Annotated in this window: 12 protein-coding genes; all 12 read left to right on the top strand. The window is 42.3% G+C overall.

Annotated elements, in window-relative coordinates; genetic code table 11:
- The first annotated feature begins 50 nt into the window (after positions 1–50).
- The gene (gene comA, locus AXF18_RS03230) at positions 51–2204 is read left to right on the top strand and encodes a peptide cleavage/export ABC transporter ComA (RefSeq protein ID WP_065371473.1); all 2154 of its coding nucleotides are present in this window, start codon (positions 51–53) and stop codon (positions 2202–2204) included.
- A 12-nt stretch (positions 2205–2216) separates the two neighbouring features.
- Positions 2217–3566 carry a competence pheromone export protein ComB gene (comB, locus tag AXF18_RS03225; protein WP_065371472.1) on the top strand — a complete coding sequence of 450 codons (1350 nt, stop codon included), beginning with the start codon at positions 2217–2219 and terminating at the stop codon, positions 3564–3566.
- 168 nt (positions 3567–3734) lie between these two features.
- The gene (gene purC, locus AXF18_RS03220) at positions 3735–4442 is read left to right on the top strand and encodes a phosphoribosylaminoimidazolesuccinocarboxamide synthase (RefSeq protein ID WP_065371471.1); all 708 of its coding nucleotides are present in this window, start codon (positions 3735–3737) and stop codon (positions 4440–4442) included.
- A gap of 55 nt (positions 4443–4497) precedes the next feature.
- The gene (locus AXF18_RS03215) at positions 4498–8223 is read left to right on the top strand and encodes a phosphoribosylformylglycinamidine synthase (protein WP_065371470.1); all 3726 of its coding nucleotides are present in this window, start codon (positions 4498–4500) and stop codon (positions 8221–8223) included.
- 12 nt (positions 8224–8235) lie between these two features.
- Positions 8236–9678, top strand: coding sequence for an amidophosphoribosyltransferase (gene purF / locus AXF18_RS03210; protein WP_065371469.1), 1443 nt, complete (start codon positions 8236–8238; stop codon positions 9676–9678).
- Between the two features lie 40 nt (positions 9679–9718).
- On the top strand, positions 9719–10741 hold the full coding sequence (purM, locus tag AXF18_RS03205) for a phosphoribosylformylglycinamidine cyclo-ligase (RefSeq protein ID WP_065371468.1): 1023 nt from the start codon (positions 9719–9721) through the stop codon (positions 10739–10741).
- The gene (gene purN, locus AXF18_RS03200) at positions 10738–11289 is read left to right on the top strand and encodes a phosphoribosylglycinamide formyltransferase (protein ID WP_065371467.1); all 552 of its coding nucleotides are present in this window, start codon (positions 10738–10740) and stop codon (positions 11287–11289) included. The genes purM and purN overlap by 4 nt, the downstream gene beginning before the upstream one ends.
- A 44-nt stretch (positions 11290–11333) precedes the next feature.
- A complete protein-coding gene (locus tag AXF18_RS03195; protein WP_065371466.1) occupies positions 11334–11798 on the top strand; it encodes a GNAT family N-acetyltransferase in 465 nt (154 codons plus the stop codon).
- Position 11799: 1 nt separating this feature from the next.
- Positions 11800–13347 (top strand): bifunctional phosphoribosylaminoimidazolecarboxamide formyltransferase/IMP cyclohydrolase, encoded by a 1548-nt coding sequence (purH, locus tag AXF18_RS03190; protein ID WP_065371465.1) that lies wholly within the window; start codon positions 11800–11802, stop codon positions 13345–13347.
- Positions 13348–13559: 212 nt separating this feature from the next.
- Complete coding sequence (locus AXF18_RS03185) at positions 13560–14393, top strand: sce7726 family protein (RefSeq protein ID WP_065371464.1); 834 nt, start codon at positions 13560–13562, stop codon at positions 14391–14393.
- A 12-nt stretch (positions 14394–14405) separates the two neighbouring features.
- Complete coding sequence (locus AXF18_RS03180; RefSeq protein WP_065371463.1) at positions 14406–15353, top strand: sce7725 family protein; 948 nt, start codon at positions 14406–14408, stop codon at positions 15351–15353.
- Positions 15350–16438 carry an RES family NAD+ phosphorylase gene (locus tag AXF18_RS03175; protein ID WP_065371462.1) on the top strand — a complete coding sequence of 363 codons (1089 nt, stop codon included), beginning with the start codon at positions 15350–15352 and terminating at the stop codon, positions 16436–16438. Before AXF18_RS03180 ends, AXF18_RS03175 begins: the two co-directional genes overlap by 4 nt.
- Positions 16439–16531: the final 93 nt, after the last annotated feature.

The following is a 16531-nucleotide window of genomic DNA, read 5'->3' as shown; positions in this document are numbered from 1 at the left end:
TAAAATAATCTTACAAATTTTTAAAGAGATTGTTAGAAAAAGGAGAAGATATGAAATTTAGGAAAAGGCACTATCGTCCCCAGGTGGATCAGATGGATTGTGGCGTGGCTTCTTTGGCTATGGTCTTTGGTTACTACGGTAGTTATTACTCCTTGGCTCATCTACGAGAGTTAGCCAAGACGACCATGGATGGGACGACCGCTTTGGGACTTGTAAAGGTGGCAGAGGAGATTGGATTTGAGACGCGGGCTATCAAGGCGGATATGACGCTCTTTGATTTGCCAGATTTGACCTTTCCTTTTGTGGCTCATGTGCTCAAGGAAGGGAAGTTGCTCCACTACTATGTGGTGATAGGTCAGGATAAAAAGCATATTCATATCGCTGATCCGGATCCTGGTGTCAAGCTGACCAAGATTTCCCGTGAGCGATTTGCGCAAGAATGGACAGGAGTCAGTCTCTTTATGGCTCCGTCTCCAGACTATAAACCCCATAAGGAGAAAAAACAGGGGCTCCTATCCTTCTTGCCAATTTTGCTCAAACAGCGGGGCTTGATTACCAATATCGTCCTAGCGACACTCTTGGTGACCTTGATCAATATCGTGGGTTCCTACTATCTTCAGTCCATCATTGATAGTTACGTACCAGACCAGATGCGCTCGACACTGGGTATTATCTCTATTGGGCTGGTCATCGTCTATATCCTCCAGCAAATTTTGTCTTATGCGCAGGAATATCTCTTACTTGTTCTGGGTCAACGGTTGTCCATCGATGTGATTTTGTCCTACATCAAGCATGTTTTTCATCTGCCGATGTCCTTTTTCGCGACACGCAGGACAGGAGAAATCGTGTCTCGTTTTACAGATGCCAACAGTATCATCGATGCGCTGGCATCGACCATTCTGTCGATTTTCCTAGATGTGTCGACGATTTTGATTATCTCGCTGGTCTTGTTTTCACAAAATATGACGCTCTTTTTCATTAGTCTACTTGCGCTTCCTATCTATACAGTGATTATCTTTGCCTTTATGAAGCCTTTTGAAAAGATGAATCGGGATACTATGGAAGCCAATGCGGTTCTATCTTCTTCTATCATCGAGGACATCAACGGTATTGAGACCATTAAGTCTTTGACTAGTGAAAGTTCACGCTATCAAAAGATTGATAAGGAATTTGTAACTTATCTGAAAAAGTCTTTTACCTATAGTCGAGCAGAAAGCCAGCAAAAGGCTCTGAAAAAAGTTGCCCAGCTTTTGCTCAATGTTGGTGTTCTCTGGATGGGAGCAGTACTCGTCATGGATGGAAAAATGAGTTTGGGCCAGTTGATTACCTATAATACTTTGCTTGTTTACTTTACCAATCCTTTGGAAAATATTATCAACCTGCAAACCAAGCTTCAGACAGCACAGGTCGCCAATAACCGTCTTAACGAGGTTTATCTAGTAGCTTCGGAGTTTGAGGAGCAGAAAACAGTCGAAGATTTGAGCATGATGAATGGAGATATGACCTTTAAGCGAGTCCACTATAAGTATGGCTATGGTCGTGACGTCTTGTCGGATATCAATTTGACCATTCCGCAAGGTGCTAAGGTAGCTTTTGTGGGAATTTCAGGGTCAGGTAAGACGACCTTGGCCAAGATGATGGTTAATTTCTACGACCCTAGTCAGGGAGAGATTAGTCTGGGTGGTGTCAATCTTAATCAGATTGACAAAAAGGCCTTGCGCCAGTACATCAACTATCTACCTCAACAGCCCTATGTCTTTAACGGAACGATTTTGGAGAATCTGCTCCTTGGAGCCAAGGAGGGGACGACACAGGAAGATATCCTACGAGCAGTCGAATTGGCTGAGATTCGGGAGGATATCGAGCGGATGCCCCTGAATTACCAGACAGAATTGACTTCGGATGGGGCAGGTATTTCTGGGGGGCAACGGCAGAGAATTGCTTTGGCGCGTGCTCTCTTAACGGATGCGCCTGTTCTGATATTGGACGAGGCGACTAGTAGTCTGGATATCTTGACAGAAAAGCGGATTGTCGATAATCTCATGGCTTTAGACAAGACCTTGATTTTCATTGCCCACCGCTTGACCATTGCTGAGCGGACAGAAAAGGTTGTTGTTCTGAATCAGGGCAAGATTGTCGAAGAGGGTACCCATGCAGACTTGCTTGCACAGGATGGCTTTTACGCCCATTTGGTGAATAGCTAGAAAGAGGAGAGGATGAAACCAGAATTTTTAGAAAGTGCGGAGTTTTATAATCGTCGTTATCATAATTTTTCCAGTCGGGTGATTTTACCTATGTCACTTCTGCTCGTATTTCTGTTAGGATTTGCAGTTTTTGCAGAGAAGGAGATTAGTTTGTCTACCCGAGCGACTGTCGAACCTAGTCGGATCATTGCCAATATCCAGTCGACTAGCAATCAACGCATTGTGGCAAATTATCTGGAAGAAAACAAACTAGTCAAGCAGGGGGAACTCCTCGTTCAGTACCAGCAAGGGGCGGAGGCTGTCCAGGTTGAGGCATATGCCAGTCAATTGGAGATGTTAAAGGATCAAAAAAAGCAGTTGGGGTATTTGCAATCCAGTTTGAAAGAGGGGAGTGATCAATTTCCAGAAGCAGATAAGTTTGGTTATCAGGAGATGTTTCGAGACTATCTCAGCCAAGCTAGTAGTCTTAGAAGTAATGTTTCTCAGCAAAATGCCAGCATCTCTTCTCAAAATGCGGCAGCAAGTCAGAGCCAGGCCGAGATTGGCAATCTTATCAGCCAAACAGAGGATAAAATTCGAGATTACAAAACAGCAAAGTCAGCGATTGAAACCGGAGCTCAACTGGATAGTCAGAATCCAGCCTACTCTTTTTACCAGACCTATAAAAATCAAGGTGAAGAAGATCCGCAAGCTAAATCGCAAGTTATTGCGCAAGTGGATGCACAAATTGCCCAGCTAGAGTCTAGTCTAGCTACGTATCGTGTACAGTATGCGGGTTCTGGGGCTCAGCAGGCCCACGCAACGGGACTGGATAGTCAACTGGAATCGCTCAAGTCTCAGCACTTAGTCAAAGTTGGCCAGGAATTAACTCTTCTAGATCAGAAAATTTTGGAGGCGGAATCGGGTAAGAAGGTACAGGGAGGTCTCCTAGATAAAGGGAAGATTACAGCAAGTGAGGATGGGGTGCTTCACCTCAATCCTGAGACCAGTGAATCTACGATGGTCGCAGAAGGAACCCTGCTAGCCCAACTCTACCCATCCTTGGAAAAAGAAGGAAAAACCAAACTCACAGCCTATCTCAGTTCAAAAGATGTTGCTAGAGTCAAGATTGGGGACTCTGTCCGTTATACTACGACTAATGATGCCAAGAATCAAATTTTCCTGGATTCCACGATTACAAGTATCGATGCGACAGCTACAAAGACTGAACAAGGAAATTTCTTTAAAATTGAGGCGGAGACCCATCTGACTTCTGAGCAGGCTGCAACACTTCGCTATGGTTTAGAAGGCCGCCTGCAGATGATTACAGGGAAGAAAAGCTATCTCCGTTATTTTTGGGATCAATTTTTGAACAGAGAATAATGATTGTTTTTTTTAGAGATAACTGATTGAAAAACTGTAAGACAAAGGTGTTTTGCAGTTTTTTCTTTACGCAACAAGTGCCATTTTGTTAATAGTTCGTAAAAATCTTGAATTTTTGTTTGTTTTGTGGTAGAATGTGCTCAAGTAATACGAAAGGCGAACTTTAAAATGTCAAAACAACTGATCTATTCGGGAAAAGCCAAGGATATCTATACAACTGAGGATGAAAATCTCATTATTTCAACTTACAAGGACCAGGCAACTGCCTTCAACGGTGTCAAGAAGGAGCAGATTGCAGGTAAGGGAGTCTTGAATAATCAGATTTCATCTTTTATTTTTGAGAAATTAAATGCGGCTGGTGTAGCGACTCACTTTGTGGAGAAACTTTCAAACACGGAACAGCTCAATAAAAAGGTTGAGATTATTCCTTTGGAAGTTGTGCTCCGCAACTACACGGCTGGTTCCTTTTCAAAACGTTTTGGCGTCGAAGAAGGTATCGCATTTGAGACTCCGATTGTCGAATTTTACTATAAAAATGATGATTTGGATGATCCCTTTATCAATGACGAGCATGTGAAATTCCTTAAAATTGCGGATGACCAGCAGATTGCTTACTTGAAGGAAGAAACCCGTCGTATCAATGAGCTCTTGAAAGCTTGGTTTGCTGAGATTGGTCTTAAATTGATTGACTTTAAGCTAGAGTTCGGATTTGACAAAGATGGTAAGATTATCTTGGCAGACGAGTTTTCACCAGATAACTGCCGTTTGTGGGATGCAGATGGCAACCACATGGACAAGGATGTTTTTCGTCGGGGACTAGGTGAATTGACAGATGTTTACGAGATTGTCTGGGAAAAGTTGCAGGGTTTGAAATAACAACCTAGAAGTCGTTGGGAACATTGCAAGAGCTGAAATAAAGGAATAAGAATTGATGGATAAACGTATTTTTGTTGAAAAAAAGGCTGATTTTCAGGTTAAATCAGAGAGTTTGGTAAGGGAGCTCCAGCACAACTTGGGATTGTCAACTTTGAAAAGTATTCGCATTGTGCAGGTTTATGATGTCTTTGATTTGGCAGAGGACTTGTTTGCACCTGCGGAAAAACACATCTTCTCTGAGCAGGTGACGGATCATGTCTTGGATGAATCAGCTGTGCAAGCGGATCTTGCTAACTATGCTTTCTTTGCCATTGAAAGCTTGCCAGGACAGTTTGACCAGCGTGCAGCTTCGTCACAGGAAGCCTTGCTTTTGCTGGGGAGTTCGAGTGATGTGACAGTCAACACAGCCCAACTTTATCTGGTTAATAAAGATATTGATGCGACTGAGTTGGAAGCGGTCAAGAACTACCTGCTCAACCCAGTTGATTCTCGTTTCAAGGACATCACGACTGGGATTGCCAAGCAGGAATTTTCTGAGTCGGACAAGACCATTCCTAAATTGACTTTCTTTGAAAGCTATACGGCAGAAGACTTTGCTCGCTACAAGGCAGAGCAAGGGATGGCCATGGAAGTGGATGATCTGCTCTTTATCCAAGACTACTTCAAGTCAATCGGGCGCGTGCCGACGGAAACAGAGCTCAAGGTTTTGGACACTTACTGGTCTGACCACTGCCGTCATACGACTTTTGAGACCGAGTTGAAACAGATCGACTTTTCAGCTTCTAAATTTCAAAAACAATTGCAAGCGACTTATGACAAGTATATTGCCATGCGTGAGGAACTAGGTCGGTCTGAAAAGCCACAAACCTTGATGGATATGGCGACTATTTTTGGTCGTTATGAGCGTGCTAATGGTCGTTTGGACGATATGGAAGTGTCTGACGAAATCAATGCCTGTTCGGTTGAAATCAAAGTGGACGTTGATGGTGTCAAGGAACCTTGGCTCCTCATGTTCAAGAACGAAACCCACAATCACCCAACGGAAATTGAGCCATTTGGTGGGGCGGCTACTTGTATCGGTGGGGCTATTCGTGACCCATTGTCAGGGCGTTCATACGTTTACCAAGCTATGCGTATCTCAGGCGCTGGTGATATTACAGCTCCGATTTCGGAAACTCGCGCTGGGAAATTGCCACAACAAGTCATTTCGAAGACAGCGGCTCACGGTTATTCTTCATATGGTAACCAAATTGGTCTTGCAACGACTTACGTTCGTGAATATTTCCACCCAGGCTTTGTAGCTAAACGCATGGAACTTGGTGCCGTTGTTGGTGCTGCTCCTAAGGGCAATGTAGTCCGTGAAAAACCGGAAGCTGGTGACGTAATTATCTTGCTCGGTGGTAAGACTGGACGTGACGGTGTCGGTGGTGCGACAGGGTCTTCTAAGGTTCAAACAGTTGAGTCTGTGGAGACTGCTGGTGCTGAGGTTCAAAAAGGGAATGCCATCGAAGAGCGCAAGATTCAACGTCTTTTCCGTAATGGAGATGTCACTCGTCTCATCAAGAAATCCAATGACTTTGGAGCAGGTGGTGTCTGTGTGGCTATCGGTGAATTGGCAGATGGTCTTGAAATCGACCTCAACAAGGTTCCTCTTAAATACCAAGGCTTGAATGGTACAGAAATTGCCATCTCTGAATCACAAGAACGGATGGCAGTTGTGGTGCGTCCTGAAGACGTAGATGCCTTCGTTGCAGAATGTAATAAAGAAAATATTGACGCTGTTGTTGTGGCAACAGTGACTGAAAAACCAAATCTTGTCATGCATTGGAATGGTGAAACCATTGTTGACTTGGAACGTCGTTTCCTTGATACAAACGGTGTGCGCGTAGTCGTTGATGCCAAAGTAGTGGATAAGGACGTCGAACTTCCAGAAGAACGAACAACAAGCGTTGACACGCTTGAATCAGATACCTTTGCGGTTCTGTCTGATCTTAACCATGCGAGTCAAAAAGGCTTGCAAACCATCTTTGACTGTTCGGTCGGTCGTTCAACGGTCAATCACCCACTTGGTGGTCGCTACCAACTCACACCAACTGAGGCATCTGTGCAGAAATTGCCAGTTCAACACGGTGTAACTCACACTGCGTCAGTCATGGCTCAAGGATTCAATCCATATGTGGCAGAATGGTCTCCATACCACGGTGCTGCCTATGCAGTAATTGAAGCAACTGCTCGTTTGGTTGCCGCTGGTGCCAACTGGTCTAAGGCTCGCTTCTCTTACCAAGAGTACTTCGAGCGCATGGACAAGCAAGCAGAGCGTTTTGGTCAACCAGTAGCAGCTCTCCTAGGCTCTATCGAAGCACAAATCCAGCTTGGCTTGCCATCTATCGGTGGTAAGGACTCTATGTCTGGTACTTTTGAAGAATTGACTGTACCGCCAACCTTGGTTGCCTTTGGGGTGACGACGGCAGATAGCCGTAAGGTCCTCTCTCCTGAGTTCAAGACTGCTGGTGAAAACATCTACTACATCCCAGGTCAAGCTCTAGCACAAGAAATTGACTTTGATCTTATCAAGTCTAATTTTGCTCAATTTGAAGCTATCCAAGCTGGACACAAAGTAACATCTGCATCAGCTGTTAAATATGGCGGTGTCCTTGAAAGCTTGGTCCTTGCTACTTTTGGGAACCATATTGGTGCAGAGGTGACCTTGCCTGAATTTGAAAGTTCTTTGACAGCTCAATTAGGCGGATTTGTCTTCACATCTCCTGAAGAGATTACTGGAGTAGAGAAAATTGGACAAACAAAAGCAGACTTTACACTGATTGTCAACGGTGTGAAGCTAGATGGACAGAAACTTGACAGTGTTTTTCAAGGAAAACTAGAAGAAGTTTACCCTACTGAATTTGCCCAAGCTAAAGAACTGGAAGAAGTTCCAGCTGTCGCTTCTGACGCAGTCATCAAAGCCAAGGAAACCATTGAAAAACCTGTGGTTTACATCCCAGTCTTCCCAGGAACCAACTCAGAATATGATTCAGCAAAGGCCTTCGAAAAAGAAGGTGCAGAGGTCAACTTGGTGCCATTTGTGACCTTGAATGAAGAGACTATTGTCAAGTCGGTTGAAACCATGGTTGACAATATCGGCAAGGCAAACATTCTCTTCTTTGCAGGTGGATTCTCAGCTGCGGATGAGCCGGATGGATCAGCTAAGTTTATTGTCAATATCCTTCTTAATGAAAAAGTGCGTGCTGCGATTGATAGCTTTATCGCTCGTGGTGGCTTGATTATCGGTATCTGTAACGGATTCCAAGCTCTTGTCAAATCAGGTCTTCTTCCATACGGAAACTTTGAGGATGCTAACAGTACTAGTCCAACTCTCTTCTACAATGATGCTAACCAGCACGTGGCCAAGATGGTGGAAACTCGGATTGCCAATACCAACTCGCCATGGTTGGCTGGAGTACAAGTGGGCGATATCCATGCCATCCCAGTATCGCACGGTGAAGGGAAATTTGTCGTGACGGCTGAGGAATTTGCAGAGCTCCGTGACAATGGTCAAATCTTTAGCCAATACGTTGACTTTGACGGCAAACCAAGTATGGATTCTAAGTACAATCCGAATGGTTCGGTAAATGCCATCGAAGGAATTACCAGCAAGAATGGTCAAATCATTGGTAAGATGGGCCACTCAGAACGTTATGAAGACGGTCTCTTCCAAAACATCCCAGGAAATAAAGACCAGCACCTGTTCGCGTCGGCTGTGCGTTATTTCACAGGGAAATAAAAGGTATATAAAATGACATACGAAGTAAAATCTCTTAATGAAGAATGTGGTGTTTTCGGTATCTGGGGACATCCAGATGCTGCTAAATTGACCTATTTTGGTCTCCACAGTCTTCAGCACCGTGGTCAGGAGGGGGCAGGAATCCTCTCCAATGATCAGGGGCAATTGAAGCGCCATCGTGATATGGGGCTTTTATCAGAAGTGTTCAGAAATCCTGCTAATTTGGATAAATTGACAGGAACGAGCGCGATTGGGCATGTGCGTTATGCGACTGCTGGCGAAGCTTCTGTGGATAACATTCAGCCCTTCCTCTTCCGCTTTCATGATATGCAGTTTGGACTTGCTCATAACGGAAACTTGACCAATGCCGAATCGCTCAAGCAAGAATTGGAACAAAGAGGAGCTATTTTCAGTTCAACTTCGGACTCGGAAATCTTGGCTCACCTCATTCGTCGGAGTCACAATCCCAACTTGATGGGCAAAATCAAAGAGGCGCTTAGCCTTGTCAAAGGTGGATTTGCTTATATCCTGCTGTTTGAGGACAAGTTGATTGCTGCGCTTGATCCTAATGGTTTTCGTCCACTTTCTATTGGGAAAATGGCAAACGGAGCGGTGGTCGTTTCGTCAGAAACCTGTGCTTTTGAAGTCATTGGTGCCGAGTGGATTCGTGATGTGAAACCAGGGGAAATTGTGATTGTGGATGACAATGGGATTCAGTACGATAGCTATACGAATGATACCCAGTTGGCGATCTGCTCTATGGAGTATATCTACTTTGCCCGTCCTGACTCTAATATCCATGGTGTTAATGTCCATACAGCTCGCAAACGTATGGGGGCTCAATTAGCGCGTGAGTTCAAGCACGAAGCAGATATTGTGGTCGGTGTGCCAAATTCCTCACTCAGCGCAGCTATGGGATTTGCAGAAGAATCTGGTCTGCCAAATGAAATGGGACTGATCAAAAACCAATACACCCAACGTACCTTTATCCAACCGACTCAGGAATTGCGGGAGCAAGGGGTGCGGATGAAACTGTCTGCTGTTTCGGGCGTTGTCAAAGGCAAACGTGTGGTCATGATTGATGATTCCATTGTTCGCGGGACAACCTCCCGCCGTATCGTTCAGCTTTTGAAAGAAGCAGGTGCGTCTGAGGTTCATGTTGCTATTGGGAGCCCTGCGCTAGCTTATCCATGTTTCTATGGAATTGATATCCAGACGCGTCAGGAGTTGATTGCGGCCAATCATACAGTCGAAGAGACTCGCCAAATCATTGGTGCGGATAGCCTGACCTATCTTTCGATTGATGGCTTGATTGATTCGATTGGTATTGAAACAGATGCGCCGAATGGTGGTCTCTGTGTCGCTTACTTTGACGGCGACTACCCAACACCTCTCTACGACTATGAAGAAGACTATCGTAGAAGTTTGGAAGAAAAGACCAGTTTCTACAAATAGACGGATAAAGACTCTCCATTAAAGAAAAGGAATGAATAAAATGACGAATAAAAATGCTTATGCGCAGTCTGGTGTGGATGTTGAAGCGGGTTATGAAGTTGTTGAACGGATTAAAAAGCATGTGGCTCGTACGGAGCGTGCAGGTGTTATGGGAGCTCTTGGTGGTTTTGGTGGCATGTTTGACCTCTCAAAAACAGGTGTCAAAGAGCCCGTCTTGATTTCAGGGACTGACGGTGTCGGAACCAAGCTCATGCTGGCTATCAAGTACGACAAGCACGATACCATCGGGCAGGACTGTGTGGCTATGTGTGTCAATGATATCATCGCTGCAGGTGCGGAGCCTCTTTACTTCCTTGACTACGTCGCGACCGGCAAGAATGAACCAGCTAAACTAGAACAAGTCGTTGCTGGTGTGGCAGAAGGTTGTGTGCAGGCAGGCGCTGCTCTCATCGGTGGGGAAACGGCTGAAATGCCTGGTATGTATGGCGTAGATGATTACGATCTGGCTGGATTTGTGGTCGGCGTAGCTGAAAAATCTCAAATCATAGACGGTTCAAAAGTAGCTGAAGGTGATGTTCTTCTCGGACTTGCTTCAAGTGGGATTCACTCAAATGGTTACTCTCTGGTTCGCCGTGTTTTTGCCGACTACACGGGTGAGGAAGTCTTACCAGAATTGGAAGGCAAGAAACTCAAGGAAGTCCTTCTTGAGCCAACTCGTATCTATGTCAAGGATGTCTTGCCACTCATCAAGGAAGAGTTAGTCAACGGCATTGCCCACATCACAGGTGGCGGATTTATCGAGAATGTCCCTCGTATGTTTGCGGATGACCTGGCTGCTGAGATTGAGGAAAGCAAAGTTCCAGTCCTCCCGATTTTCAAAGCCCTTGAAAAATACGGTAAAATCAAGCATGAGGAAATGTTTGAAATCTTCAATATGGGTGTGGGACTCATGCTGGCAGTTAGCCCTGAAAATGTAGGTCGAGTCAAGGAATTGCTGGATGAACCAGTTTATGAAATTGGTCGCATCGTCAAGAAAGAAAACGAAAGTGTCATCATCAAATGAAAAAAATAGCGGTTTTTGCCTCTGGTAACGGCTCAAATTTTCAGGTGATTGCCGAAGAGTTTCCGGTGGAGTTTGTCTTTTCAGACCATCGTAACGCCTATGTGCTGGAACGTGCAGACAAGCTCGGCGTCCTGTCCTATGCTTTTGAACTCAAGGAGTTTGAGAACAAGGCGGACTACGAAGCAGCTCTTGTCGAACTCTTGGAAGAACATCGGATTGACTTGGTTTGTCTAGCAGGCTACATGAAAATCGTTGGGCCAACCTTACTTGGAGCCTATGAGGGGCGTATTATCAATATCCATCCAGCCTACCTGCCCGAATTTCCAGGAGCTCATGGAATTGAGGACGCTTGGAATGCTGGCGTAGACCTGTCTGGCGTGACCATTCACTGGGTGGACTCGGGTGTGGATACAGGCAAGGTCATCAAACAAGTACGCGTACCACGACTAGCTGATGATACCATGGATAGCTTTGAAGCTCGCATTCATGAGGCTGAGTACAAGTTGTATCCAGAGGTGTTGGATAACTTGGGAGTGGAGAGAAGGTAAGAGGTAAATCAAGTTTTGATTGCGCAATCTTGCTAGGAGAAAAAATGATTGAACTGAAATTGGTAGATGAGAGCAGTTTTCAGGCAGTGCTGGATTTGAAAATATCAGAAGCTGATGAACGAGCACGTTTCGTAGCTCCAAATGTGCGCTCTTTAGCTGATGCATGGCTCTACCGGAAAAACGAAGATGTGTTTCCGATGGCAATCTATTGGGATAAGCAAGTGGTTGGCTTTCTCCTGCTAGAAATAGACAAGGATGAAGCGGAATACTTTATCTGGCGGATAATGATTGGTCAGCAGTACCAAGGAAGAGGTTATGGTCGAAAAGCCTTGGAAGTTCTAATCAAAGGGGCTCAGATGGATAGAGCTTGCAGTCATATTGCCGCAGATTATGTGGTTGGAAATGAAAAAATGAAGCACCTGTTGACTAGTCTGGGTTTTCAGGAAACGGAATTTATAGAAGAAAATAACGAAGTCGCTATGCGCTTGGATCTAAAGAAAGAGGAATAGAATGACGAAAAAGGCCTTAATCAGCGTCTCAGACAAAGCGGGCATTGTTGAATTTGCCCAAGAACTTAAAAAACTCGGTTGGGAGATTATCTCGACAGGTGGGACAAAGGTTACCCTTGATAATGCTGGGGTGGAGACCATTGCAATTGATGATGTGACGGGCTTCCCAGAAATGATGGACGGTCGTGTCAAGACTCTCCACCCAAATATCCACGGAGGGCTTCTTGCTCGTCGTGACTTGGATAGCCACTTGGAAGCGGCTAAGGACAATAAGATTGAGCTCATCGATCTTGTAGTTGTCAATCTTTATCCTTTCAAGGAAACGATTCTCAAACCAGATGTGACGTACGCTGATGCGGTTGAAAACATCGATATCGGTGGGCCATCCATGCTTCGTTCAGCGGCTAAAAACCACGCTAGCGTGACAGTTGTGGTAGACCCTGCTGACTATGCTGTGGTTTTGGACGAGTTGTCAGCCAATGGTGAAACGACTTACGAAACTCGCCAACGTTTGGCAGCCAAGGTTTTCCGTCACACAGCAGCTTATGATGCTTTGATTGCAGAGTATTTCACAGCTCAAGTGGGCGAAAGTAAACCTGAAAAACTCACTTTGACCTATGACCTCAAGCAAGCCATGCGCTATGGGGAAAATCCTCAACAGGATGCGGACTTCTATCAAAAAGCTTTGCCGACAGATTACTCCATTGCTTCAGCCAAACAGCTTAACGGTAAGGAATTGTCCTTCAACAATATCCGTGACGCGGATGCTGCCATTCGTATTATCCGTGACTTCAAAGACCGTCCAACCGTTGTGGCTCTCAAACACATGAACCCGTGCGGTATCGGTCAGGCAGATGACATCGAAACTGCTTGGGATTATGCTTATGAGTCTGATCCAGTGTCTATCTTCGGTGGGATTGTCGTTCTCAACCGTGAGGTGGATGCTGCGACAGCTGAGAAGATGCACGGCGTTTTCCTCGAGATCATCATCGCACCAAGCTATACGGATGAGGCGCTAGCTATTTTGACTAATAAAAAGAAAAACTTGCGTATCCTTGCTTTGCCATTTGATGCCCAAGACGCTAGCGAAGTGGAAGCAGAATATACTGGTGTTGTCGGTGGACTTCTCGTGCAAAACCAAGACGTGATCAAGGAAAGTCCGGCTGACTGGCAAGTTGTGACCAAGCGCCAACCAACTGAGACAGAAGCAACTGCCCTTGAGTTCGCTTGGAAGGCTATCAAGTACGTCAAATCAAACGGAATCATCATAACCAACGACCATATGACACTTGGTGTTGGCCCTGGTCAAACCAACCGTGTGGCCTCTGTTCGTATTGCCATCGACCAAGCCAAGGATCGTCTGGACGGTGCTGTTCTTGCTTCAGATGCCTTCTTCCCATTTGCGGATAACGTGGAAGAAATCGCCAAAGCAGGTATCAAGGCTATCATCCAGCCAGGTGGATCGGTCCGTGACCAAGAGTCCATCGAAGCGGCTGATAAATACGGCTTGACTATGGTCTTTACAGGCGTGAGACATTTTAGACATTAAGAAAATAAAAGGGAAGAAAACAGTTTCTTTCCTTTTTTGAAATTAAGTAATAGATTAATAAAAAATTATGAGAAACGAAACTTGTTGATAAGTTAGAAAAACATCATAATTTTAGAATAAAGGTGATAAATAAAGTTATGAGAAATCGTGTTAGAAGTAGATTTTTTTGATATAATGAATGTTAGAAGGGCGAAATTAAGGAGGGGATTAATTTGGAAATTAAAAAAAATTATTTAGTAAATAGATTTTTTTCCAGAAATACTATAAAAAACCTCGTACAAAATAAAAAAGATCCAATTTTTGAGTGTGTATCGCAACATCATAAATTAGGAAATAATTTGTCTATAATTCAAAATACTTATATGAAACTCTCTCAATCGTATAGAAATGAATATTTTTATAAAAATACGTTGTTAAATAAATTATTATTAGGGGTACATAGTATAAATACTACTACTGCTTTGACTGAAATACCTGTTGGAAATGCAAAACCAGATTTTATTTTAATAAATGGAAAAGCTGTGGTATATGAAATCAAAACTGAATTTGATAATTTTGACAGGTTAGAAAATCAAATCACAGAATACTATAGAGCATTTAATCATGTTGCAATTGTTACTCATGAAAAAAATGTAAATTTAGCTTTGGAGAAAATTAAGTTGTTAAAAAAACCTGTAGGTCTTTATGTGCTCCAAAGAAACAGCAAAATTAAAACAATAATTAAACCAGAGAAGTACAATACTGATTTAGATAGGGAAATAATTTTTAAAATACTTCGTAAGGGGGAATATGAAAACATTATTGAGAAACATTTTAATTCGTTACCAGATGTGTCTCAATTTGAGTATTATGACGTTTGTAAATTATTAACCAAAAAGATTCCATTGGAACAGTTTTATTCGGATTTTCTTTTGGAATTGAAGAAGAGGAATTCAATAGATAAAGATTTATTTGCAGATGTTCCTTATGAGCTTAAATTTTTGGTGTATTTCATGAATTTTAAACCTAAGGATTTTAAGGCATTAAAGCAGTTTTTAAATGAATAAAGGAGTATTTATATGTATTTTCCGTATTTGAGAGGAAGACAGTATGAGTTGATTGCTCTTAGAGAATTGTTAGAAAATAATAAATTAGGAAGCGCTGTAATTCCAATTATTGAACCGGTAAGATTATCTCCTACACTGGTAAGTACTTTGGAGGGTTTTAAAGATAAGAGGCAGAAATGTTCTATTGTAATGAATCCAGGTGTAGGATCTTTTTTGGAGGAATATAGCGATTTTTCTAAAAGTAATCTTGCTACTCGATTGGATAGTTTGATTGATGAAAGTGAGAATTTTTATTATGTTTCGTTGATGAGTAAGGATTATAGTTTAGAAGAAAATTTTAAGTCTATTGCAGATATTGGCAAACAAATAACAGTATGTAAGAAGCCCGATGATTTACAAGGATATAATAAAAATTATAGGGAACAAGAGACGGCGTATAATTTTATTTCAGAAATAGGAAGACTAAAAAGAGAAGTTCAGGGAAATAAAGTCAAGATTAGTGACAATTTTGTTAAATTAGCAAGAAATACAGATTATTCATACAAAGATGATGAATTCTTCTCAGATGATCATAAATATTTTATAGAAGATGAATATAAGGGATTTTCTGACTATTCCATTGTAGGAGAGGAGTATAGTGAATCAGGTTTTGCTCCTTATGCTGTTGCTATCCACATCGTTTATTTTGATTCTGATGAAAATCTAAGAATTCACCATTTTGTATCAGAAACAAACCAAGATCCAACAAACCCAGCTGGTAAGTTTAAGGAAGCACTTGAAAAATTAATTACATTTGTCAACGAGGGCCTAGTGGAAAGAACACTGGCGATAAATGAATTTGAAAAATTGTATAAAACGGGTTCTTATCCAGGACTTGGCACAGTAAAGAAATTGTCCATTATGCATCATATTGAATTAGTTAGTAAGTATCTTGACCGAATCAGTGGAGACAGTGAATGAAAATTTGTAAAGATTGTTTTGCAGATGAGATTCTAAAAAACGAAGTTAATATAGCTGAAAGGCAAGCTAGCTGTGACATTTGTTCAAATAATAATATTTGTGTTTATGATACACAGTGTGACGACTATTTAATTCCATTTTTGAGCTCTCTCGTTTCTATTTTTTCTCCAGTAGATAAAATAGAAAATTTCCCAGTTGGGCAAGAAACGCTTCTAAAAACAGAAATAGCTACAAATTGGAATATATTTACTACTAAAGAGGAGTTCAAGATTCACCAAATGCTTTCTGAGATTTGTAAAAATCTATTCGAAGAAAGTCCTGAATTGTTAACGCACCCTGTTGGAGTAAAGCAGATGTATGACTCAATTTATTTAAAAGATCATTCATTGTTCAGTAAGAGTTGGGAAGATTTTGTTGACGACATTAAATATAACAATCGTTTTCATTCAAATCAAATTAATAAATGCATTCTAAGAAAGTATTGTGAAGCTATTCAAAAGACTTATTCAGAAGGAGAACAGTTCTATAGGTGCAGGATTTCAAAAGACGGGAAACCATTTGAATCAGAAGAGATAGGGGCACCTCCTAAAGGTAAATCAGCCGATGGAAGAGCTAATCCAAAAGGAGTTGTAATGCTTTATTTAGGTGATTCAGAGACGACAACAATACATGAAACAAGAACAGGTTTATATGATCATGTATGTATTGGCACTTTTAAATTGAAGTCTGCAATAACAGTCATTGATTTTAAAAAAATAATTGAAATTAGCCCTTTTCAAGATGGTATTATTGATGATCTTGCTGAATTAGCGATTAATAAAAAAAATCTAAAAAAGATTGATTCTGAGATGGGGCGAGTAATGAGAAATTCTGATGATATTCTAGATTATATCCCTACTCAATATATAGCTGATTTTGTGAAATCTCTAACCAAACCAATTTCTGGAGAATTAATTTATCAAGGAATTGAATTCCGCAGCGTTATGAATCCCGAAGGATTCAATTTGGCTATATTTACGCCGGATTGTTTTGAGGTAACCGATATAAGGATGAAACGAATAAATCATATTTCTTATAGCTGGTAAGCTTAATACCTAATGAAGCTTTTCTACATACTTTTAGAGATATTCCGCACTCAATACCGCCTTGTTTTATAATGAGGCGGTATTGAATGTTTA

Source organism: Streptococcus sp. oral taxon 064 (assembly GCF_001683375.1).
GTDB classification, from domain to species: Bacteria; Bacillota; Bacilli; order Lactobacillales; family Streptococcaceae; genus Streptococcus; species Streptococcus oralis_S.
This window is presented reverse-complemented; position numbering and strand designations above follow the sequence as displayed.

Coding starts and splice junctions, on each gene's coding strand:
- comB (WP_065371472.1), top strand. CDS start 2,217: ATGAAACCAGAATTTTTAGAAAGTGCGGAGTTTTATAATCGTCGTTAT.
- purH (WP_065371465.1), top strand. CDS start 11,800: ATGACGAAAAAGGCCTTAATCAGCGTCTCAGACAAAGCGGGCATTGTT.
- purC (WP_065371471.1), top strand. CDS start 3,735: ATGTCAAAACAACTGATCTATTCGGGAAAAGCCAAGGATATCTATACA.
- AXF18_RS03175 (WP_065371462.1), top strand. CDS start 15,350: ATGAAAATTTGTAAAGATTGTTTTGCAGATGAGATTCTAAAAAACGAA.
- AXF18_RS03180 (WP_065371463.1), top strand. CDS start 14,406: ATGTATTTTCCGTATTTGAGAGGAAGACAGTATGAGTTGATTGCTCTT.
- purM (WP_065371468.1), top strand. CDS start 9,719: ATGACGAATAAAAATGCTTATGCGCAGTCTGGTGTGGATGTTGAAGCG.
- comA (WP_065371473.1), top strand. CDS start 51: ATGAAATTTAGGAAAAGGCACTATCGTCCCCAGGTGGATCAGATGGAT.
- AXF18_RS03195 (WP_065371466.1), top strand. CDS start 11,334: ATGATTGAACTGAAATTGGTAGATGAGAGCAGTTTTCAGGCAGTGCTG.
- purN (WP_065371467.1), top strand. CDS start 10,738: ATGAAAAAAATAGCGGTTTTTGCCTCTGGTAACGGCTCAAATTTTCAG.
- purF (WP_065371469.1), top strand. CDS start 8,236: ATGACATACGAAGTAAAATCTCTTAATGAAGAATGTGGTGTTTTCGGT.
- AXF18_RS03215 (WP_065371470.1), top strand. CDS start 4,498: ATGGATAAACGTATTTTTGTTGAAAAAAAGGCTGATTTTCAGGTTAAA.